This window comes from Streptomyces sp. G5(2025) (genome assembly GCF_049542075.1).
GTDB lineage: Bacteria > Actinomycetota > Actinomycetes > Streptomycetales > Streptomycetaceae > Streptomyces.
In genome coordinates this window covers 4,984,999-5,005,118 of the sequence record NZ_JBMUZT010000006.1, presented here as the reverse complement: position 1 = coordinate 5,005,118, position 20,120 = coordinate 4,984,999, and the positions used below count along the sequence as shown (strand labels likewise).

Annotated in this window: 14 protein-coding genes and 3 pseudogenes; 12 read left to right on the top strand and 5 right to left on the bottom strand. The window is 67.0% G+C overall.

Annotated features, from left to right (window positions below; genetic code table 11):
* Positions 1-21 precede the first annotated feature (21 nt).
* From ACOBQB_RS33680 to ACOBQB_RS33655, 6 genes and pseudogenes are all read left to right on the top strand, one after another.
* Positions 22-1,716 (top strand): carbamoyltransferase, encoded by a 1,695-nt coding sequence (locus ACOBQB_RS33680; protein ID WP_423597201.1) that lies wholly within the window; start codon positions 22-24, stop codon positions 1,714-1,716.
* Between the two features lie 206 nt (positions 1,717-1,922).
* Complete coding sequence (locus ACOBQB_RS33675; protein ID WP_423597199.1) at positions 1,923-3,116, top strand: DegT/DnrJ/EryC1/StrS family aminotransferase; 1,194 nt, start codon at positions 1,923-1,925, stop codon at positions 3,114-3,116.
* A 582-nt stretch (positions 3,117-3,698) separates the two neighbouring features.
* Complete coding sequence (locus ACOBQB_RS33670; protein ID WP_423597197.1) at positions 3,699-4,595, top strand: glycosyltransferase; 897 nt, start codon at positions 3,699-3,701, stop codon at positions 4,593-4,595.
* Between the two features lie 10 nt (positions 4,596-4,605).
* Positions 4,606-5,934: an aspartate aminotransferase family protein gene (locus ACOBQB_RS33665; RefSeq protein WP_423597195.1), complete on the top strand. Its 1,329-nt coding sequence runs from the start codon at positions 4,606-4,608 to the stop codon at positions 5,932-5,934.
* Positions 5,935-5,981: 47 nt separating this feature from the next.
* Positions 5,982-7,385, top strand: a complete 1,404-nt coding sequence (locus ACOBQB_RS33660) for a class I adenylate-forming enzyme family protein (RefSeq protein WP_423598935.1) — start codon at positions 5,982-5,984, stop codon at positions 7,383-7,385.
* Positions 7,386-7,479: 94 nt separating this feature from the next.
* Positions 7,480-7,599 (top strand): annotated as a pseudogene (locus ACOBQB_RS33655) (IS5/IS1182 family transposase); the annotation flags it as partial.
* A gap of 123 nt (positions 7,600-7,722) precedes the next feature.
* On the opposite strand, the gene ACOBQB_RS33650 reads toward ACOBQB_RS33655, so the two are convergent.
* Together ACOBQB_RS33650 and ACOBQB_RS33645 are read right to left on the bottom strand one after the other, a co-directional pair.
* On the bottom strand, positions 7,723-8,478 hold the full coding sequence (locus ACOBQB_RS33650; RefSeq protein WP_423597193.1) for a 4'-phosphopantetheinyl transferase family protein: 756 nt from the start codon (positions 8,476-8,478) through the stop codon (positions 7,723-7,725).
* Positions 8,475-9,119 (bottom strand): hypothetical protein, encoded by a 645-nt coding sequence (locus tag ACOBQB_RS33645; RefSeq protein WP_423597192.1) that lies wholly within the window; start codon positions 9,117-9,119, stop codon positions 8,475-8,477. Before ACOBQB_RS33645 ends, ACOBQB_RS33650 begins: the two co-directional genes overlap by 4 nt.
* Before the next feature lie 91 nt (positions 9,120-9,210).
* Between ACOBQB_RS33645 and ACOBQB_RS33640 the strand changes: the two genes are divergently transcribed.
* Together ACOBQB_RS33640 and ACOBQB_RS33635 are read left to right on the top strand one after the other, a co-directional pair.
* Positions 9,211-10,296: a PIG-L deacetylase family protein gene (locus tag ACOBQB_RS33640; RefSeq protein ID WP_423597190.1), complete on the top strand. Its 1,086-nt coding sequence runs from the start codon at positions 9,211-9,213 to the stop codon at positions 10,294-10,296.
* A gap of 10 nt (positions 10,297-10,306) precedes the next feature.
* The gene (locus ACOBQB_RS33635) at positions 10,307-11,002 is read left to right on the top strand and encodes an alpha/beta fold hydrolase (protein WP_423597188.1); all 696 of its coding nucleotides are present in this window, start codon (positions 10,307-10,309) and stop codon (positions 11,000-11,002) included.
* A 208-nt stretch (positions 11,003-11,210) separates the two neighbouring features.
* Here the strand turns inward: ACOBQB_RS33635 and ACOBQB_RS33630 are convergent, their stop codons facing one another.
* A complete protein-coding gene (locus ACOBQB_RS33630) occupies positions 11,211-12,233 on the bottom strand; it encodes a BtrH N-terminal domain-containing protein (protein ID WP_423597186.1) in 1,023 nt (340 codons plus the stop codon).
* Between the two features lie 74 nt (positions 12,234-12,307).
* Positions 12,308-12,502, bottom strand: a complete 195-nt coding sequence (locus ACOBQB_RS33625) for a hypothetical protein (RefSeq protein WP_423597184.1) — start codon at positions 12,500-12,502, stop codon at positions 12,308-12,310.
* A gap of 770 nt (positions 12,503-13,272) precedes the next feature.
* Here ACOBQB_RS33625 and ACOBQB_RS33620 point away from each other — a divergent pair.
* The 3 genes from ACOBQB_RS33620 to ACOBQB_RS33610 all read left to right on the top strand — a co-directional run bounded on the left by ACOBQB_RS33620 (position 13,273) and on the right by ACOBQB_RS33610 (position 17,578).
* Positions 13,273-15,018, top strand: a complete 1,746-nt coding sequence (locus tag ACOBQB_RS33620; protein ID WP_423597182.1) for a B12-binding domain-containing radical SAM protein — start codon at positions 13,273-13,275, stop codon at positions 15,016-15,018.
* Positions 15,015-15,962 carry a Gfo/Idh/MocA family protein gene (locus tag ACOBQB_RS33615; protein ID WP_423597180.1) on the top strand — a complete coding sequence of 316 codons (948 nt, stop codon included), beginning with the start codon at positions 15,015-15,017 and terminating at the stop codon, positions 15,960-15,962. The genes ACOBQB_RS33620 and ACOBQB_RS33615 overlap by 4 nt, the downstream gene beginning before the upstream one ends.
* Before the next feature lie 203 nt (positions 15,963-16,165).
* Positions 16,166-17,578, top strand: coding sequence for a condensation domain-containing protein (locus ACOBQB_RS33610; RefSeq protein WP_423597178.1), 1,413 nt, complete (start codon positions 16,166-16,168; stop codon positions 17,576-17,578).
* A gap of 456 nt (positions 17,579-18,034) precedes the next feature.
* On the opposite strand, the pseudogene ACOBQB_RS33605 reads toward ACOBQB_RS33610, so the two are convergent.
* Positions 18,035-18,356 (bottom strand): annotated as a pseudogene (locus ACOBQB_RS33605) (transposase); the annotation flags it as partial.
* A 228-nt stretch (positions 18,357-18,584) separates the two neighbouring features.
* Between ACOBQB_RS33605 and ACOBQB_RS33600 the strand changes: the two are divergent.
* Positions 18,585-19,792: pseudogene (locus ACOBQB_RS33600) on the top strand (IS701 family transposase).
* The last annotated feature ends 328 nt before the right edge of the window (positions 19,793-20,120 follow it).

Below are 20,120 nucleotides of genomic sequence, written 5' to 3'. Positions count from 1 at the left end.
CCGGAGAGGGGGTATGAAAACATGCTGACGCTTGGTCTCGGCGGTTCCAACCATGACTTTGCAGCGTGCCTGGTATCCGACGGCAGGATCGCCGCGGGCATCGAGGAGGAGAGAGTCCGCCGAGTCAAGTACTCGGTCGGCGTCAACTCACTCTTCAATCAGTCCTGGCGGTACTGCCTGGACATGGATGAACGCAAATTGGCCGACGTGGACGTGATCGTCGCCGACGACACCCTGCTGGCGCCCGCTTACTTCCCCTTCCGTAAGCGAATACATCTGATCAAACACCACATGGCGCACGCGGCAAGTGCGTTCTACCCCTCACCGTTTGAGCGGGCAGCGATCCTTGTCGTCGACGGGGCGGGAAGCCTTTTCGAGGGCAAGGGTGTCGAGACCCTCACCACCGCCATCGGTGACGGCACCGCCATCACCGAGCTGAGCAAGGTATTCGGGACGAACTGGTCCACCGACGGCCTCAGCGCGCTCCAGGTCTACCAGGCCGGGGACAGCGACCACTCCCTCGGTTACATGTACAAGGCGGTCAGCAAAGCCATCGGCTTCGTCCTGTACGAGGACCGTCACTGGTACTTGTCAGAGGACGGCAAGACCATGGGGCTGGCACCGTATGGTGGCCCGCGCTACTGCGAGACGTTCCGCAAGTACGTGACTCTTCTGCCCGACGGTCGCTTCGAGCTGCACCTGAAGAACGGCGGGCTCCTCGACTTCATCGAGCACGCCCTCGACGGCTACGAGGGCGAGGAGCGCTTCGCCCGTGGTGCCGACCTGGCGTACGCCGCGCAGGACACGCTGGAAGAGGTCCTGCTGCACGTGGTCCGCCAGTTGCACGCGGACACCGGCCTCACCGACCTGTGTCTGGCCGGCGGCGTCGCGCTCAACTGCGTGGCCAACGGCCGTATCCTCCGCGAGACGCCCTTCGAGAACGTCTTCGTCCAGCCTGCCGCCGGCGACGGCGGCTGCGCGGTGGGCAACGCGTACTACGGCTACCACGTCATCGGGGAACAGCCACGCAAGGAGCCCGCGCGCACCGCGCAGCGGCACGCCTACCTCGGCCGTTCGTACAGCGACGCCGAGATCCGTACCGCCCTCGACGCCTCCGGCCTGCCCTACCGCAAGATCGAAAAGCCTGCGGAAACCGGTGCGGAGCTTCTCTCCAGGGGCGCGCTGCTGGGCTGGTTCACCGGCGGGTCGGAGTTCGGACCGCGTGCCCTGGGACACCGGAGCATCCTGGCCGACCCGCGGCGCGCGGAGATGAAGGACATCATCAACATGCGGGTGAAGCACCGGGAGGAGTTCCGGCCGTTCGCGCCGGCCGTGCTCCGGGAGCACGCATCGGAGTACTTCGACCTCGACATCGAGTCGCCCTACATGCTCATCGTCGCGCCGGTCCGGCCAGACAAGCAGCAGGAGGTCCCGGCCATCGTCCACGTGGACGGCACGGCACGGGTGCAGACCGTGACCCGCGCCGACAACGGCAGATACCGCGAGCTCATCGAGCACTTCCACGGACTGACCGGGGTGCCGGTCGTGCTCAACACCTCGTTCAACGACCGGGGCGCCCCCATCGTGGAGACGCCCGAGCAGGCCCTTGACTTCTACGGTGGCAGCCGCCTCGACCATCTGATCATCGAGGACTACCTGGTGACGCACTCCGTCGAGGACCTGGACTCGGCTCTGCAGAGCGGCTCTGCCAACTGAGCGAAATCACAGTGGTGTTGTCACTCGACGCCGGAGCGCAACGGTATGGACGATCCGTGCCGCCAACGACATCTCGGTTGTCGTGGACGCCTGGTACCTTCCGGCAGGCACATGCCTGCTAGTTGGCCCGCGGCGGACCTGACCACCCCGGCACCTCGCCCCGCGCCGTCCGTCTCATTCCGTCCTCAACCGGAGAAATAGTCTTCATGACGTCGATCACCCTTCCCGTGCGCCCGCGCTATGAGCCCTCGCGAGGGCTGGCGTTGTGGTGCCAGGACGAGAAGCAGGCAGCACTGGAAGTTCTGGAGAGCCGCTCCCTCTTCCGCTACTACGGGCCGGCCCTCCAACGACGCGTCGAGCGGTTTGAGGACAGCTTCGCGGCCTTCCACCATTCGCCGCACGCCGTCGGGCTGTCCTCCGGTACCGCCGCGCTGACCTGCGCCCTCATTGGTATGGGGATACCCGCCGGCGCCGAGGTGATCGTGCCCTCCGCCACTTTCATCGGCTGTGTCAACGCCGTGGTGGCCGCACGGGGCATTCCCGTCTTCGCGGACATCGATGAGTCGCTGACCCTGGACCCGACGGCCTTTGAACACCTTGTCAACGAGCGCACCTTCGCGGTCATGCCGGTCCATCTGGGCAACGCGGCAGCGGACATGGACCCGATCCTGGAGGTCGCACGCAAGCACGGTCTGCGCGTCCTGGAGGATGCCGCCCAGGCGTGCGGCGTGACGTATCGGGGCCGTCCGGTCGGCACGATCGGCGACGCGGGAGCGTTCAGCTTCCAGCTGGAGAAGAACATCACCGCCGGAGAGGGCGGGGCGGTCATCACCGGCGACCCTGAAATCTTTGACCGGGTCGTGTGTTACCAGGACCAGGGCGGCCAGTTCACCACCTCGCATGGGGCTGAACGGGACGCGAGGGGCAGCACGTGCCTCGGCGCCAACCTGCGCATGACCGAGATCGCGGGCGCCGTGCTGTCCGTGCAGCTGGAGCGGCTCGCCCCCATGCTGACACGGCTGCGCGACATCGCCCGGCACGTCCGCGAGCAGCTGTCGGACCTGGACCTCGAATGGCGCCGTCTGCCCGACGAGGACGGCAGCGGCGGCGACATCACGCTGCTGTTGGAAAACCGTCTGGCAGCCCGCCGCGTCGTCACCAGTCTCACGGCCGCGGGTATCCCCGCAGGCACGCTGTACCAGGGGCGACTGGTGCACCAGAACCCAGCCGTCCGTGCCGGGCGCACGGCCTGGGGCACCGAATGGGACGCCAGCGGCAGGCTGCGTACCAGCGAGGCGATCCTCGGCCGGTCCGTGACCGTCAGCCTCGGTGCCACAATGACGGACGACGATGTCAGCCACCTGGTCAAGGCCCTGCGCGAGGCCGCAGCGGGAGGGTGATCAGAGAGGCGAGCTGGCTCGACCTGGCCACACGCGAAATCATCGGATACTCGATGGCGTACCCGCCCCCGTGCCGAACTTGCTGTCGACGTACTCGACATGGCCGCGGTCCTGGACCGCGTGTGACCAGGCTGCGTTATCCACCCCAAACCGGGAATTGGAATTAGCTTCCCCCTCAACTCCGCAACAACTTATGAGAGTTGCGAAGCCTGGTGTGCCGCGTCGGAAAGGAGAGGTGAAAGTGGCTGGGGCGTTTTCGTGTCTCCGGAGCTTCGTGCTGTCCAAGTATTGCTATCTGCCGTGGAGTTGAGCGGGTCGACCCGGGGATCGCGCCGCCGCCCGGGCGCTACCCAAGCGGTGGATGAATGAACCGTCCCGGCTCTACCGCCCATCCCCGCGCCAGCAGGCGAGTCACCGTCAACTGCAGGGTCTCCACCGCAGCCCTCGAGCCCGGAAAGACAACAGCCGCTCAAAAGGCAAGGTCAGGGGCATCACCGGTGGCTGATGGAGAGAGGCGCGGTATACAGTAATGCCGATCTGCTGACATGGGGTGTAGCTAATGCTTGTCGCATCGGGGTTGAAATGGTGACATCGACTGACAAACCGGCAGTCAGTGTCGTGATACCCAGCGTCGGCCGCCCCACCCGCCTCTTTCTCACCCTGTCCGCGCTGTGCCGGCAGATAACCTCGGATCAGTTCGACGTCATAGTTGTGGACGACAGCGCCGACCACCGCACCATCGCCGATGTGACGGATTCGCTCGACCGGCCACTTCCCCTGCGCACCATCCACACCGGCGGATTGGGGGCGGCGAGCGCGCGTAACGCCGGAGCGCGAGCGGCGCGCGGACAGCTCCTTCTCTTCCTCGACGACGACACCGTGGCCGACGATCTCGTGATCGAACGGCACATACAGGCCCATAGCCGGAACGAGGTCACCGTCGCGCACGGAGTCGTCATCGACCTCACTGCCTTCACCTCCGCCGCAGAGCCAGTGCCACCGGCCCGCCGCCTGACCGGCCTGCGGGACAGGCATCTCGCGCTGGAAGATCTCGGAAACCTCCCACTCGCGGCGCGACGGCTGGGTCCACGCCGATCATTCATTGAGCGGACCGCACAGGCCGTGGTGGCCGACGATCGGTACGAGTCGCTGCGCTGGCTGCTGTGCATCGGCACCAACACCAGCATGCCGCGGGCGTTGTTCGAGAAAGTGAATGGCTTCGACACGCACTACGACCGTCGATGGGGTGGCGAAGACCTCGAGCTCGGGCTGCGCCTCATGACGGCCGGCGCCCAGTTCACGTCGATCGACGCGACGGCGTACCACCTGCCGCTGGCCAGGGGAGACGTCAGTCAAGTGCTGCCTGCGTTCTGGCGTACCGTTGCCGAGCGCCAGGGTCGGCCGCCACTTGCGTTGGTCGGCGACTTTCTCTGCGGAGACATTCCACTCGAGACCCTCGCGGCACATTTGAGTACTTAGGAGGCCCACTTTGAACGACCACCAAACCAAGCAAATCACCAACGAAGAGACCTACCGCAGGATCTCCGCGGTGGTCGCCGGTGGGGTGAGCAGCACGATGCGCGCGGTGGCGATCCCCCGCCCGCTGGTGGTGCGGCGTGCCGAAGGCTGTCGGCTGTGGGACGTCGAGGGCAACATGCTCATCGATCTCAACATGGGCTACGGTCCACACTTGTTCGGCTACGCGGATCACGAGGTGCTCGACGACGTCGCCGAGCAGTTCCGCAATGGCCATATGACGGGGTTTCCCCATGAGCTCGACTACAGGGCCGGTGAACTCATCACCGAACTCACGCCGTCGATCGAGCAGGTCCGATTCGCCAACTCGGGTACGGAAGCCATTACTTCGGCCATCCGCCTGGCCCGCGCCACGACTGAGCGGCCCCTGTTGCTGACGTTCGAGGGGCACTACCACGGGTGGAGCGAAACGGTGCTGCGAGCCGGAAAGCTCGGCTCCGAGCCGAGCCGCCAGGGCGACGGCCCGCCCGCCCCCGGCGCGCTCGGCATGATTCCAGAGGCGCTGAACAGCACCCTGCAGATACCGTGGAACGACCCCGACGCCCTGGAAGAGGTCTTCGCCAGCCATGGCGACCGGATCGCCGCCGTCATCGCCGAGCCGGTCATGGGCAATTCAGGGGTGGTCCCTCCGATGCCGGGCTACCTCGGCCGGCTGCGCGAAATCACCAAGCGCCATGGCAGCATCCTGATCTTTGACGAGGTCATCACCGGGTTCCGGGTGGCACTCGGTGGTGCCCAGCAGCGGTACGAGGTGACGCCGGATCTGACGATCCTGTCCAAGGTTCTCGGCGGCGGAATACCGGTCGCCGCGTTCGGCGGCAGCCGCGAGGTGATGGCGCTGCTCGCCGAGAACAAGGCACTGCACGCCGGCGTTTACGCGGGCAATCACGCGTCGGTCCGCGCGGTGGTCAGCACGCTGGAGAAGATTCGCCGGCGGCCGCAGGTGTATGCGGACCTCGAAGCCCTCGGAGAGTACGCCCAGGGCCAGATCCAGGAGGCGTTCGCCGCCGAGGACCGGCACGTGCTCGTGCAGCGCGCCGGCAGCCTCATGTCGGTCGCGTTGCTGACCCGTCCGGTCGATCCTTCCGCCCCGCTGCGAGAGGTAATGGCGGCGATCGACTTCGACGGTCACCGCCAGCTGCAGATGGCCGCGCAGACGCTCGGCATCTACTTCCACCCCAACCCGCTCGAGCCGTGGTTCCTGAGCACCGCGCACACTCGCGACGACCTCGCCAAGGTGGTCGCCACGCTGCGACTGGCGCTGTCGGGTCTGCGCCGGTGAACGTGACTCCGTCCAACAGCGGACCGGAGGGCGCCCGCCTGGCTGCCATGGTGTGCGCACGGGCGGACCGGCACGGCGAGCGGATGCTCATCGACGACGGCGTACACGCCGCCACCGGCGCCGAAGTCGCCGCGCTCATACGGTCCAAGATGGATGCGTACTGGCGGGCGGGTGTCCAGGAGGCCCAGCGCGTCGGCGCCGTGGCGTGGCCGCCACTGGAGTTCATCACCGATGTCTTCGCGGTCCTGGGACTGGGAGCGGTCGTGGTTCCGCTGCCGCGCCGGGTGAGCCCGTGGGAGCTGGACCGCCTGGATGCGGTGGCCAGCCTGACCCACCTCGCCGCCGCCGAAGACTCTCCGCTTCGTCTGGGCCAGGTCCGGGCCTTGATCGGACCTCGGCGGCTCAGTTCCTGCGCCCAGCACACCGTCGTGGACAACCACGGCGCGGCCAGCGGGCAGCTCACGTCGGGAACCACCGGGCGGCAGCGACTAGCGCTACGTCCGGCCGACGCACTGGCCGTGGAGGCAGAGGCCTACTCGGCCGTGCTCGGCCTGACGCCGGATGAGACGATCCTCTGCCCGGTCCCGCTCCATCACGCGTACGGCTTTGGGTTGTGCGTCCTCGCCGCAACACTGTCGGGGACGCCAGTCCGGTACGTCCCGGCCGACCGGCCCCGCTCGCTGCTCAATCACATGGATGCCGCCGGTGCCTGCCTGGTGCCGCTGGTGCCGCCCATGCTGCGAGTGCTCGCCAAGGCGTCCAGGGCGCGTTCGGGCGCAAGCGAGGCCCGGTTGATGACGGCCGGTATGCCGGTCGACCAGCGCACCGCCGAGATGGTGGACACGGTACTGCGGGCCCGACTGGGACAGGTCTACGGGACGACCGAGACCGGGCCCATCTGCGTGGCCGCGCCTACCTCGCCGGATGTCGTGCTTCGCTCACTTGGCCCGACACTGCCGGGTGTGGCGGTCCGGCTGGCGCGGGACCCGTCCGCCGATGGGGCGGCAGCCGCGCCGGACACCGGCCTGGTCACGGTCTCCTCCCCGATGGCGATGCTGGGGTATGCCGACGGGGCCAGACTCGATACCGACGCCGTCACCGGACCGGGATTCGTTACTGGAGACCTCGGCCGGATCACCCAGGACGGGCTGGTGTTGGTGGGCAGAGTTTCCAACTGCATCAACGTCGCGGGCGCGAAGGTGAGCCCCGAGGAGATCGAGGCGGTCATTCTCGGGTTTCCCGCAGTCCGCTCCTGTCTGGTGCATGGTGTGATCGATGAATATCTTGGGCAGCGAATAAACGCGATCGTCACGCCGGACTCCGTCGACCTGGTCGAGCTGGAGCGTCACTGTGCCGAGCGGCTCTCGCCACCTCGTCTTCCGCACGTCTTCAAGGCGGTGTCGACGCTGGCAACGACCGAGACGGGAAAGGTCATCCGGCCCAGCGGATAAAGGATCTCTCACTGAACCTCTTTCATCCTGCTCTGCAGGATGAAATGGGCTGGTCGAAAGGCTTGGTAACGAGGCAGGGCCCCTCATCGTCGGCGTGGTGATCTCACTCACCACAGCGGCAACCCGAGGGGCCCTGTCGGCTCCGTACCGAGCCGTGCTCGATGTCCCGCACGAGCTCGTTGAGCACGTGTTCTGGCTTCTGTACGAACATCGGTCGCGGGCACCGGACGGCCGGACGGTGGCGGAACTGCGCTAAGGCCCGCTCGATCAGTGCACGAGAGCCGCTCCGTGAGTGAGTCAGAGCCCCCCCGCCTATGCCACGGCCCCATTCTCACTCTCAACGTGCAACGTGCTGCCGCAGGACGGGGCCTGCGTCCCTTTCCAGGAGCATGACGTCTTCGCTTCCGCTGAGACAGACCGTCGCGGGATGCAGCCCGCCGACCAGCATATCGATCAGGCGCACGTCGCGGGGCAGGTCGGGCTGGTCCGGCCACCCGAGGACCTCGGGGTCCCGCTCGGGGGCGGAGACCTCCAAGCGGTGGAGCGGCACGTGCAGGCCTGTACCCCAGCACTTCAGCACGGCCTCCTTGCGCGTCCAGTAGCGCAGGAACGCCTGAGGTCGTTCGGCAGGTGGCTGGCCGAACAGGTCGGCCCGTTCGGTCTCCGACAGGACTCTCGGAGCAAGGACCTTCAAGTTCCGCATGTGGTCGGTCTCCTCGACATCCAGGCCGACCTCGGCACCCTGGCCGAAGGCCACGCCGACCGTGTCGCCGCTGTGCGTGACGGAGAAGCGGAGGTCGGTGTCGGGGGAGGTCGCCGGGAGGTCGAGAACCACCTTGCCGTGCGGCCCGCCGCAACGCGGGCAGACCCGCTTCAGGGGCACATCGCCGGGCGGCATGCCGAGCCGGTCGCCGAGACCGATACGGCTCATGGAGCAACCCAGCAGGAACCGTCGTCTGTCGCCGGAGTCGAGGGTGGCCTCGTATCTCGCCCGCTCCACGGGGTCGAGCATCCCGACAAGCCCATCGTGTCCGTCGGCGAGGCGGGCCCACCAGGTCTCTACGACGCGCGGACGGCTGCTGGGTTCCGTCACGGATTGCTCTTCAGGCGGACTTCACCGACCAGCCGGAAGCCCATGTGCGGCACCTTGAGGATCTGGGCGCCCGAGCCGACCTCGCGGAACCGCTTCTGCAGGGCCTGGACGAGGTCGCGGGGATCCTCGCCGGCGAGGCGCATCAGCTCGGGACGAGGAACGATCACCGCCCTGCGGGTGCTCAGCGCACGCAGGGCCTTCCCCTCGGCAGGGGAGAGTTGGACGGTGGCGGACGGCGTGGCGAGTACATCGGACGAGTCGAGGTCCAGGACCTGGGTCGACTGCGGGGCGGCAACATCGCGCAGATACGTCAGGAAGGAGGTCAGCCGGGAGGCGCCAAGCGGTTCGGACATGGCGAAGCTGGACCCAGAGTGAAACGCCGTCAGCATGTCTCCGGGCGTGGGAGCGTGATGCACGCTCACGACATAGGCGCCGGTACGACTGATGTCCTCGGCGGACAGGGGCGCGGGCAGAGGTGTGGTCGAAGAGACGAACGCGCCCAGCAGATCCTCGCGGAGCACGAGGGGCTCTCCCAGCTCGGCGTCCGCCGAAGGGCACTCCAGCGGCAGTCCGGTGCGGTCACATGCCTCACGCAATGAGGCGAGGGCGTCCTCGGTGAGCGCCCAGGCAAGTATGTACATGTTGATCCAACCCTTCCCGATGTGCCGGAGAGGGCCACGCCACACTCCTCCGATCATCATTTCATGCGGGTGTCGTGCCATACTCCTGCCCATGTCACAGCCTCCCGCCATGTCCCTGTCCAGGCGGTTGCCGAAGGCCCTTGCGCTGACCGACAGGCCCACGAGGCTGCCACACATGGAGCTCGGCGACTCGACGGCGCACTTCCTCGGCGGTGAGGTCGACCCGGCAGCGTTTCCCTCCTCCGCGGCGGACCTGTGGTCCGGATGCGACGGCACCCGCCCCCTTGAGTCCTGGGGCCCCGCAGACCGTGAGCTGATCGGCCGCTGGCATGCGGCGGGACTCGTGGTCGCCGCTCCGTCGCCGCGGCCGGCGTCCGCCTTCTCCTTGACGTTCGTCTCGCCCCATCCGGATGACGCACAACTGGCGCTGGGCAGCACGGTGTTCCGTTTCGGGGGACGCGTGGTCGATGTGTTCTCCCACGAGACCTGGACACGCGTCCCGTACTACCAGGACCGTCCAGAGCTCGCCTCTCGTCTGCTGATCGAGGAAGAACGGGTGGCCTGTCACGTGCTCGGCGCGGACCTCACCCTGCTGGGACACCTGGACGGCGCCAACCGCCCTGCGTGGCGTGAGGGGTTCCTGCTGGGCGCGGATGCCGCGGACGAAGTCCGGAGCACGGAACCGGAGCTCTTCGAGCGGATCACGGACGACCTGGACCGCGAACTTTCCGACGGCTCCCTCGTTCTGGCACCGCTTGCCGTCGGCGGTCACGTCGACCATCTCTTGGTTCGCGAGGCAGTCTGTGAACTGGTGGCGAACAAGTCCGTGGAGCCGGAACGGGTGGTGTTCTACGAGGACATGCCCTACTCCCTGTTCACCGACGCCGTGGTCGACACCGGCCGGCTGTCCGAGCGCATGGGAGGGCCTACCCTCACCCCTGTACTCATTCCGGGCTCACCCCAGTCCGCCGAAGCCAAACGTGAGTCGTTGTGGCCGTACCGTCTCCAGGTCTTGGAGACGGTGGCGAACCGCATTGGCCGCTACGGCCGCAAGCTCATGGAGGCGGATCCGACGGCCGGATTCGCCGAGCGTGTCTGGGTATCGGCGGACTCCGCCAAAGCCGTACGGGAACTCGCTGCCGCGGCCCGCGAGGATCTCAGCAGTCCGGCTGAGTAGGGTCCACAGGATGCGCCTGCACACGGCGACTTGGGGAGACGGGGGGCGAGTGGCCCTCCTCGTCCACGGGCTCATGGCCGACCACCGTACCTGGCACGAGGTGGGCCCCGTACTGGCGGACAGGGGCTACCGCGTCGTCGCCGTCGACCTGCGAGGGCACGGACGCAGCGGTCGCGGCGGGTACGCGCCGGAGCTCTTCGCGGAGGACCTGGCTGAGACGTTGCCCGCAGGTGCCGAGCTCGCGCTGGGGCACTCGCTGGGCGCCCTCGCCCTCGCCCTCGTCGTGGAGAGGCTGAGGCCCTCACGCGTCGTCTACTCCGAGCCCGCGTGGCGGCTCGGGGGGCCGCACGGCACGCTCGACCCCGCGGCCTTCGCCTTGTTCAAGCGTGCCCCCCGGTTCCTGGTCAGGAGTTTCCGGCCGGACTGGGACGCCGAGCGCGTGACGGAGGAGACGCGTGCGCTGGAGGCATGGGACGAGAAGACCGCGCACGCACTGAGCTCTTACCGCATGATGGATCACACCCCCAAGGCACCTCTCGTCCCCTCTCTCGTACAGCTGTCGGATCCCAGCACGCTCGTCAGCTCCGAAATGCGGGAGGAGATGGTGTGCCGGGGATTCGAGGTACGCACCGTGCCCGGCGCGAGCCACACCATCCACCGGGATCACCTCGACGAGTTCCTGCGGTCGCTGACTGGCTGGCTGTGACGGAGCCCTTGTGGTCCGCCGTCGCCTCGGCCAGGGGCCCCTGTCCTGCCTGGAGAGGTTGACCGTGCTTGCCGATGCGGAGGCCCGCTGGGAGTTGACCGAGCCGACGTGCAGGACGCCGTGGCCGGCAACACCCTGCTCGACCGGATAGCCGCCACCCATCCCGCAATCCGCAGGGTCTGGGTCGACGGCGGCTACCGCAAGCCCGTCATTGACCCGACTTCCCGGGCGATACGTCCGCTGATGCCCCATGCATGGCTTTCCTGATGGATTCGTTCCAGTCCGCTTCCAGGGCTGCAGCCTCCTCCAGGAGATCAGATATACGCAGCACGGCGCTGACGCCCGTGCGGAAACGCAGGAAGAAGTAGTTCCTGGTCCTTTCCCAGTGGCGGGACAGGTCGTCCGCCGCGTCGGCGCCTTCGGTCAGCCCTGGAACGCCGGCCGCGACGGCGGCCCGCAGGAACCGAGCATTGAGGGCTCGTTGGCTGGCGAGCTCTCCGAACCAGGCGCTGACCTCGATCATCCCGGCGGGGCTTAGGGTGGCGTACGCTTCCGGGGCAGCGCGCAGCTGCCCGGCACACGTCCGCAGCGCCGTCGTGCCGGAAAGCGTCGCGGCCGGTTCGGTGTTCTGCACGATGGCGGCGTGGGCGGAGGTCGCGTACGACGGCCGATCGCCAGGGGACCCGGAAGAGACGCATATCGTGCGATTACGCCAGTCCGGATCGCCCCTGCGCCCCTCGGCGAGCGCTTCCGACGACATGGCCGACAGCAGCTCGGGGGCGCCGATGACACCCTCGAACAGCGACCCCCGATAACGATCGATGATCGCGAATTCCGGCCCCTCGTCCGAATGGACGACGATTCGGTGCGCGTGGTGCTGGAGGTGATAGTTGGAGCTGTGCGGGAGGTGGAATGCGTCCACGAGGACGATTACCGGCTCATTGCGCCCGAGCCGCTCTCGGAGGTATTTCTCGACCGCGTTCGTGTCCTGGTGCTGAATGAGTTCGGAATTGATTCCGTACCAGTCGAGGAGCGTCTTCTCAAACGACCGCCGATGGAAGGCGAACCGCTCCACCGGCCATTCACTTTCAGGTAGTTCAACGGGGTGGTAGCCCCAGTCGGCCCCCAGTACGCTCGGGTCGTACCCGAGCGTCACCAATACGTGCCCGTACGTAGCCGTGATGCAGTCCAATGAGGTGAATTCACCTCTACGGACAGACAGATCAATCACGGTTCCCTTCCCTTCCACGCCTTTGACCCGCGGGTGGCATTAGCGCAGGCCAAGATCGCCTGACAGGTGCCGCATCACACTACTCCGACGGGCTTGAGGGGACTCCAGCAGGAGCTCCGCGGATTCGGCGACAGCCCCGCGACCATTGTCCAGGACAACACGGCTCCCGGCAGCAGGGCAGCCATGATCACGTACACCGGTGCCTGCACGGCGAGCGCGACCGCGACCGCGAAGGCACCGAGCCCGAAGGTGCAGAAGGCGGTGGCCATCAGAGGGCTGCGGAAACCTACGCGCACAATCTGAACGCCGCGCAACTGTTGACCAGTTGGCGCAGAAGGCCTCAGCAGCGCAGAACAGACGGAGATTGCGCTCCCCGAGAATGCCCGGCAATGGCTGCTCTGCGGGACTGCCCGCCACCCGTCTCCCCCTTGTCTCCACCATGAAGCGCCTTCAAGAACTCGCTCCAGGAAGGACCCCGCCAGGGGGTGGCACCGTCATCGGCACGACGAATTCCCGGCGCTCTGCCATGAACATTCCGCCGCCCTTGCGCAGCGGTTTTGCGGACGCCGTCGTGGAACCACGCGGTATCGGAGGAAGCCAAGAGGCGCTCTCGGTAGGCGACTTCGGCTCTGTCAGTGATCTTGGGGTTCCCTCGCCCGTAACCAACGGGAACAAACCCGCACACTCCGAGAGCATTGGCGGCAGGTCGGACAGCAGGCCGCACAGGTAGTCTAACGGGTGCGCGCGAGGCTCGCGGCGGAGGGAAGAGCCGGGGCCGACCCGGCCGTGACCTCGTCGAACTTCCCCTGGAAGGACAAGGGATCTATGCTGGCCGCGGAGGCCGCCTGAGGATCTGGATGCGTCACAACACCATGATCAGCAGGTGGCCTCGCCCATGCTCCGTCATCCCCAGCGGCCGTGCCCGTCCCCTCGGATCACGAAGTTCAAGTGAATACCCGGCCGTTCGGGCTGAACGGCTCCTATGTACGATCCAAGTCCGCTTTACGCGGGGCAATTTCCGGGAAGGTTCGAACTTTCAATGACGGACGTTGTTCTACTGACTCCACGCGAGATAACCACCGGAACAGCCAGCCTGAACAACCAGAACGTGATGATTACCGACGAGGAGTACGTCACGCTCGACCCGGCCCTGCGGATCTTCTACGAGAAAGTGCGGGAGAATCTGGGGCTCGCTTGCATCACCGGGTATCTCCGCAATGCCGGTTACTCCGTCAAGTCGATGAACCTGCACGGTCGCACCCCCAGCGATGAGGCCATCATCGACCTGATTCGCCGGGAACGTCCCCGCTTCATCGGCATCAGCATCATGTACGACCTGCACATCATCGATGCGATCCGGCTGATCAGGTGCGCGCGGATCGCCCACCCCGAGGCGCTCGTCGCCATCGGTGGAGCCTTCTGCACATACAACGCCAAGCTGATCGCCGAGCAGGTGCCCGAGGCCGACTGTGTCGCCTTCGGGGAGGGGGAGCTGACCCTGGTCGGCATCATGGACCGCCTGTCGGCCGGGGTCGACTGGCGGCAGACGCCGGGCCTCTACTACCGCGACGGTGACCGCATACGCACCAGTGGCATGCCGGTGCTGCCCGACCTCTCCCAGATGGTCTGGCCGGCGCGCGACCTGCTGGAGGCGCACCGGGCCGCGGGGATCCCGACGCCGGTGGCTTCTACGTTCACCAGCCGCGGCTGCCACGCCAAGTGCACCTTCTGCTACGCGCCCCGCCAGCCCGGAGTGGTGGACGGCTTCTGGCGCATGCGCCCGACCGGCGACGTCGTCGACGAAATCGAGTACCTACAGCGTGAGTTCGGCACCCGATTCATCTGGTTCAACGACGACAACTTCGGCGGAGCGTTCAGCAATGGATTTGCGCATGCCGTCGAATTTGCCGAGACGGTGCTCCAGCGAGGCCTGAAGTTCCAGTTCCATTGCGAATTTCGGGTCGACTCGGGGCTCATCGACCACGAAGCTCTGGACCTGCTGCACCGCGCCGGTCTGGCGTCGGCGCTTCTGGGTATCGAATCGGGCTCGCCCGGAATGCTGCGGCGCTTCAAGAAGGGCACCACGGTCTCGTACAACCTCGATGCCGCCCGGATGTTCAAGCGCAAGGGACTGGGCCTCGACCCCGGCTGGATCATGATCGAGCCGAAGACGAGCCTCGACGAACTCTGGGAGAACTTGGGGTTCATCGTCGCCGCCGGCATCCACAAGACGGACAACCCGTTCTTCCTCATCAACCGAGCCATCGCGCTTCGCGGCACGGAGATGTACGACAAGATCGAGGAGCCGCTGATCCCGGCGGACATCGAAGGCCTGGAAGGCGCGGCCTTCGAAATTCTGCGCACCGCACGGCGTGATTACCAGGTGCCAGACCCACGGGTCGAGGCGCTGTGGGCTGCCTGGAGCCTGATCGGCGAGGAGATCAGTGACCGGAAGGAAAACGTTCTTCCGTTCGTCGCGCAGAAGATCGTCCTCGCCGCCCGTCTCCTGCGCGGTACCACCCAAGAGAGCCCCCGCGGTCTGCTCAGCCGGCTGCGTGCCTGGCGTAACGGCCTGCCCGAGCTGTTCCTCACCTTCATCAACTACGGCCTGGTCCTCGCCGACGGCAACCCGCCGAACTTCGAGCAGCGGTTGGTAACCGATCTGAGAAAGCTTCTGTCGGACTACGATACCCAACATCTCGGCTCCTCCTTCGAGGACTTCACCACCCATGTGGAAGAGGTCTGCCGGACTGCTGATCTCGTCCCGGGAAGGGCAGGCCGATGAGTCTGAGGTACGGGGTAGTCGGATGTGGCCGGGTCTTCCAGCGCTACCACCTGCCGGTTGTCACGGCGGATGAGGACGTCACTCTGGTGGCGGCCTTCGACCCGGACGTGGACAGTGCCCGCACCGTTCTCAGGGCGGCGGCGGAGGGCGTTCTCGTCACTGCGGACCTGGAGGAGTTCCTCACGGTCGGCCGGCCCGACCTGGTGGCGGTGTGCAGCCCCAACGACGCCCACGTGGCGCCCGCGCTGGCGGCGTTGGAGGCCGGGGCCCAGGTGCTGTGTGAGAAGCCGCTGGCGGCTGAAGTGACCGACGCGCGTCGGCTCGCACGGGCGGACTCGAACGGGCGACTGGCCGTCAACCTGCCTTACCGCTTCCACGAGTTGGTGCCGTCCTTCGTCAAGGCTCTCCCAGAGGGGCCTTATGACATCACCCTCACCTTCACCACCGCGGGGCAGCGGCTGTGGCGGCCCGTGACGAACTGGTACACAGATGCCGCGCGGGCGGGCGGTGGGGCACTTCTGGACCTTGGGTCACACGCCCTTGACCTGCTAACCGCCGTCTTCGGCAAGCCACGGCCCGTCGCCTGCCAGGTGGACCGGCTCGGGGCCGAGGAGCGGGTGGTCGCCAAGCTGGAGTTCGCCGGCACGCCCGCCACGGTACGGATCGACCGGGCGAGCCGAGCCCTGGCCCTGCGGTTGGAAGCAGTCGGCGCCGACGGCGAGTCGGTCGTCCTCGACGTGAAGCGGGGGGAGGTCCGCACCTCCTCGGGCGTGATCGTGGCTGAGAGCCGACAGCCCGAGCTGGCAGCCATCCGGGGATTCCTCGACCATGCGGCCGGCCGGCCGGGCGGTCGTGTCGTCACGGCGGCCGAGGCGCTGGACCTGCAGGAAACCATCGCGTCGCTGTACGGTCACGCGGAGTGCGTTCAGGAGCTGGCGTTCTAAGAGCTCGTAGCGTTGGCCGTACGGCGGTCACGGCGCTGGAGCGGCTCGTCGCGTCGATGGCCGGGGCCAACTACCGGCCCCGGCTCCCTGGCTGGTGTGCGTCGGGGCCAACACCTCTACGCCACGCGCCCTTTCGCAGCGGCCGGGGGGAGCCCGGAGCGATATCTGGAGAGACTGCACACCCTGGAAGGACGCATCACCCCATGACCACTTACTCTCGAGCGGCGACCACGACGCACGGCTCAACCAGAACAGCTGATCCGGGCATTCTGCCGGCCTCCTCGCGGCAGGACTGGTGTTGGCACTGGATGCGCAGCCACACGGGGGACTCCACTCCGCTGGAGATTCCGCACGTCTTGGTGTTGCGCGGGCCTCTCGACGTCGGGGCTCTAAGGGATGCGCTCGCCGAGATCGAGATGCGACATGAGGCCCTGCGGATGCGCCTGGCTGGTCATGCGGGGGCCGCTGCCGACGCCACCTGGCCTGGACAGCGGCTGTTGCCGGCGCCGAGCGTCCTGAATGTGCTGTCGGCCGGCTCCGAAGATGGGCAGCCCGAGGTGCTGCACACGGTGGCGCACCGGCTGGACCTGACGGACCGTATGATCCGTCACACGCTGGTGTCAGCAGCCCACGGGGAACATCACCTGGTGACACAGTTCCACCACCTGGCCGTCGACGCCATCAGCCACGATCTCTTCCAACAGCAGCTCGCCGCCGCCTACGCCGCACGGATCGGCGCGGGCGGTGGAACTTCCGCCGACGGACTCGCGCCGTTCAGTTACGTGGACATGATCCAGCGGGAGCAGTCCGCCCAGGTTCGCGCTGATCACCGGCGCCGAGCGGCCGACCTGGCCCGTGCTTTGCAGGCGCACGGCGCGGAGCAGCCTCTGCCCGGCCGCGGCGGGGCCGAGATGTCCCTCGTTTCGCGGTTCGCCGGTATCCCGCTGACGCTGTCCTCCGCGGACACCGAGAACCTGAACCAGTGGTGTCGTGAGCAGCGCACCACCCCGCACAACGCTCTGCTGGCTCTGCTCGCCCGAGGCGTGGCCGACGTGTACGAGCGGGACCGGCTTGTCGCCTCGCTGTACATGCACGGCCGTACGACGCCTGCGTCGCGCCAGGCCATTGGCCTCATGTGCAATGTGCTGCCGGTACCGCTGGATCTCAGCGCTCGGTGTCCCTCTGGTCTGGCCCGGCAGGTGGGTGAGCGGATACTGGAGACCTGGGACGCGATCGACGTTCCGCTGAGTGTTGTGGCGGATGAGGCGGCGGTACGGACCGGCTCCGAGGCGTTCTACCGTGCGGGCCTGTCGCATCTGGAATTCCGGACGATCGGTGACGCGGGCCAAAGGAGGAGGAATACCGATGCACCGCTGCAGCTCGGTCCCGGACTCTCGGCACGGTATGTGACCCACGAGGCACCGGACCGGGGGATGCGATTCGCCACTAGGCGCCAGGCACTGCAGAGCGCACAGAGCCTTTACGTCACCGTGGACTTGGCGGGAAGCGTGATCACCGGTTCCCTCTGGTTCGACGAGCAATATCATGATGCGGAGCGGCTTGTTCACGTGGTGGACGCCTTCCACGCAGGCATTCGCGCTCTTACCGCAGCGTAAGCGAACGTGCCCCGACTGGGACCGGCAGGAGCGTTCGGTGTCCCGTTATCTCGCGCTATCGGGTCGGCACGATTCGGTGAGTGAGTTGCGTGCACCTGTAATGCTCGACTTACCCACTTTGGAGAAGGCGTCATGACCCCAGTTCGGGAACCGCAGTTCGAATCTATGATGCGTCAATCGCTTCGCCTCTTGCCTCTCGAACAAGAACTGCGTCCAGACCTCCACGCCAAGGCCACCACCGCAACGATCCGCGCCCACCTGATCAACGTGCCGGCCCGGCTGGCACGTTCGGCCCGCTACCTCACCCTTCACCTGCCCCAACACTGGCCCTGGCCGACGACTTCCACCAGCTCTTCGACCTCACGCACGCACCACCACCCGCCACCTGAAAAGCCCTGAACCACCCGAAACGATCACTCCGAAATCAAGCCGGTGGATCCGGGTTCAGGTACAAGCCCCCGCGGTGCCGGTGTACTGGCGCTGCACCCCGACGGTCGCATTGCCCTTCTTCACGTCGCCGGTCTCGTCGACGACCAGGACGGCCTCCTTGGCGCCGAGGTGGTCGACGACGTACTCACGCAGGTCATCGCGGACCGCGTCCGCGTCCCACTTGGCCCGCTCCAGCAGGTGCTGCATGCCGTCCGGGGTGGGCTCACCGGGCCCACTCCGCGATTGCCCAGCAGTTCTTGCGGGGGAGGTCGGCCAGCAGGCCACGGACGAACTTGCCGACCCGGCGCCGGGGTTCGGCGCGAGCGAACCGTCCGGCTATCCGCTCCATCAGCCCCTCGAAGTCTTCGTCCCAGCGGGCAGGGCCTACGCTGTGACCTGCGGCCACCGCCTGATCTTCAGTCTTCACACACCGATGATCACCGGTGGCCGCACCCGTCCCCGCACCGTCTCAGCCCTCAAGATCCACAACTACGGCTGGAGTACTAGTAGTGCTTGGTCAGGTGTGTTCGCTGAGTTGGCCGCGGTCCGGAGTGATCTGGAGGACTTCGCGGCGGAGATGTTCGAACCGTTCGCGCGGGCGGATCAGCGCCGGTGGGGCGAGGTCTATCTGCGAGGGCTGCTGCTGGATGGGCGGCGCAAGGCGGTGGAGCCGATGGCCGCTCGTCTGGGAGAAGACGGCAACCGGCAGGCGCTGGTCCACTTCATCACCTCCAGCCCGTGGGACCCGGCGCATGTGCGTGCCCGCCTCGCCTGGCGGATGCAGCAGGTGATCAAGCCGACCGCGCTGATCGTGGACGACACCGGCTTCCTCAAGGACGGGGACGCCTCGGCGTGCGTGGCGCGGCAGTACACCGGCACGGCGGGCAAGGTCACCAACTGCCAGGCCGGGGTGTCGCTGCATCTGGCCTCCGACGCGGCATCGGCTGCCGTCGACTGGCGCCTGTTCCTGCCCGAGAGCTGGGACCCCTCCTCGCCGAAGGCTGATCCGGCCAAGGTGGCCCGCCGCGCGAAGTGCGGCATCCCCGAAGAGGTCGGTCATGTCGAGAAGTGGCGGCTGGGCCTGGACATGATCGACGAGACGAGGTCGTGGGGCATCGAGGTTCCGCTCGTCGTCGCCGACGGCGGCTACGGCGATGCCGCAGCCTTCCGCCTCGGCCTGGAAGAACGCGAACTCAGCTATGCGGTCGGCATCTCCCCCACGACCACCGCCCACCGGGAAGAAGCCCGGCCGCACGTCCCGCCTTACGGCGGTCGTGGTCCACGGCCCCAGCCCGTCTACCCCGAGCCAGCCCAGACGGTGAAGAAGCTCGTCATCGCTGCCGGCAAGCAAGCAGCCCGGCCGGTGCAGTGGCGGGAAGGCTCCCGCCCGGGCAGCGGCCGCAGCGGCGTCAAGCGGATGTACTCGCGGTTTGTGGCCCTGCGGATCCGGCCCGCCGGACGCGAGATCCGCAAGAGCACCGACGGCCTGGAACTGCCCGTGCGCTGGCTGCTGGCCGAATGGCCCGCCACCGAGCCCGAACCTGTGCAGTTCTGGCTGTCCAACCTGCCCGCCGACACCCCGCTGGCCACCCTCGTGCGCACCGCGAAACTGCGCTGGCGCATCGAGCACGACTACCGCGAGATGAAGCAGGCCCTGGACCTGGCCCATTTCGAAGGCCGCCCCTGGCGAGGCTGGCACCACCACGTCCCCTCGTCTCCGCCGCCCACGCCTTCTGCACCCTGCAGCGCATCACCCGATCCCCAAAAGAGACGGCGTCGGCCTGAGCCTCTACAAGGTCGCCCGCGAACTACAACTACTCCTCGCAGTCTGGACCGGCGCCTGCCCCACCTGTCACCGCGACATGCCAGAACCCATACCAACATGACCAAGCACTACTAGCTCTTCGGTAGGTACCACGCGGAACGGGGGACTGGTGACGGCGGTCTCTGTCACCGTCCCAGGCCGCGGGGGAGACGGCGAATCTGCATGGTGTCCTGGCAATGAAGGTGGTTTGGTTGCTGACGTGTGACCAAGCTAGGTTGACCGTGAGGTAGGCGGAAAGCAGCAGGGATCAGTGCCAACCGGGGCTCAGCAGAGCTGTATGAGCGCAAT